This is a genomic window from Actinosynnema sp. NPDC023658 (assembly GCF_040639995.1).
In the GTDB taxonomy this organism is placed as follows: domain Bacteria; phylum Actinomycetota; class Actinomycetes; order Mycobacteriales; family Pseudonocardiaceae; genus Actinosynnema.
Window position 1 is genome coordinate 1 of record NZ_JBFAAX010000999.1, and the last position, 1,966, is coordinate 1,966.

Sequence of the window (1,966 nt, forward strand, 5' to 3'; positions counted from 1 at the left end):
GCCACCGCGCTCGTGGCGCCCAGCGCGACGGCGATCCGACCGGTGCGCGCCAGCACCTCGCGGCGTGAGAGGTCGTCCTGGGTCGTCATGCTCCTGCCCTCCCCCGGAACAGTCGCGGAACCTTCGTCCAGGACCCTGCCACAGCGGACCGCCCGGGGCTTGGTCCGTTCACCGGATCGGTGCGGACTCCGGACGGCCGTCGCGACGGGCCAGGGAGGCGTCCTCCGGCCCACCACTGGCACCTCGCGTCCGCCCTGGGGCGCACCGAGCCCCGGCTGGGTCTGCGCCTGCGGTCCGACGGGCTTCGGCGCGACTCCGGGAGGACGGCCCGCGCTCACGCGCGTTGATTCCTGTTCGGTTCGCGACGCAAGCCCCGTGCTGCTTCGGTTTCCGTTGACTTCTGATCGACGGCGTGCACCGACCCTGGACACGCCGAGGTGGTCGCGTTACGGTCGCGCCAGCGATGTTTGCGCAAACATCCCGCCGCCTTCCCCCTGTGATCGCAGTCCGGCCAGGACGTCATCGACGACTTCCGACAGGAGAGATCATGATCAACCGCAGAACGGTGTTGGCCGCGGCCGGTGTCGCGGCCGCGAGCGGCGCGCTGGGCACGGGCCTGGCCCGAGCCGACGCGACCATCGCGGTGAACCCCGCCGTCGACCAGGGCACGTGGGAGGGTTGGGGCACGTCCCTGGCCTGGTGGGGCAACGTGTTCGGGGACCGGGACGACTTCGCGGACCTGTTCTTCACCACCAGGACCGTGACCTACAACGGTGCCGCGCTGCCGGGGCTGGGCCTGAACATCGCCCGCTACAACCTGGGCGCGTCGAGCTGGAACGCGGTGAACGGCGAGCGGATGGTGGCCTCGCCCAACATCCCGCGGTTCAAGCAGATCGAGGGCTTCTGGCAGGACTGGAACAACGAGGACCCGAACTCCTCGGCGTGGAACTGGAACGCCGACGCCAAGCAGCGCGCGATGGTGGTCAAGGCGACCCAGCGCGGCGCGATGAGCGAGCTGTTCGCCAACTCCCCGATGTGGTGGATGTGCACCAACCACAACCCCTCCGGCGCCGCCGACGCCTCCGTCACCAACCTCCAGTCGTGGAACCACCGCCAGCACGCCCTGCACCTGGCCACCACCGCGCGCCGCGCCCGTGACCAGTGGGGCGTGAACTTCCGGTCCGTGGAGGCGTTCAACGAGCCGTCCTCGAACTACTGGTACGCCAACGGCACGCAGGAGGGCTGCCACGTCGACGCCACCACCCAGCGGAGCGTCATCGGCCACCTGCGGACCGAGCTGGACCGGCTCGGCCTGACCGGCACGTGGGTCTCCGCGTCCGACGAGACCAGCTACGACCTGGCCCGCACCACCTGGAACAGCTTCGACTCCACCACCAAGAGCCGGGTGCGGCAGGTCAACGTGCACGGCTACCAGGGCACCGGAGGACGACGGGACCTGCTGGGCAACGACGTCCGCGCGTCCGGCAAGGTGCTGTGGAACACCGAGCACGGCGACGGCGACGGCTCCGGCCTCACCACCGCGCGCTGCCTGCTGCTGGACTTCCGCTGGCTCAAGCCGACGGCGTGGTGCTACTGGCAGGTCATGGACCCGAGCGCGGGCTGGGGCGCCATCCGCTACGACGGCAGCTCGCTGCAAGCGGGCCAGGTGGAGACCAAGTACCACGTGATCGCCCAGTTCACCCGGCACATCCGGCCCGGCATGCGCATCCTCGACACCGGCAGCGAGCTGGCCGTGGCCGCTTACGACGCCACCGCGCGCCGCCTGGTGATCGTGGCCGCCAACACCGGTTCCGCGCAGACCCTGACCTTCGACCTGACCCGGTTCGGCCAAGCGCCCGACGGCACGGTCACGCGCTGGTCGACCACCACCTCCGGTTCGGGCGACCGCTACACCCAACGCCAGGACACCAGGGTCAGCGGCAAGACCCTGCGGGTCGCGTTCGGC

1 protein-coding gene is annotated in these 1,966 nt (G+C 70.6%); it reads left to right on the forward strand.

Annotation, left to right across the window (positions count from 1 at the left end):
* Positions 1-547 precede the first annotated feature (547 nt).
* Positions 548-1,966, forward strand: a 1,419-nt coding sequence (locus AB0G02_RS37360; RefSeq protein WP_360804380.1) for a glycoside hydrolase, incomplete at its 3' end; no start/stop codon positions are given.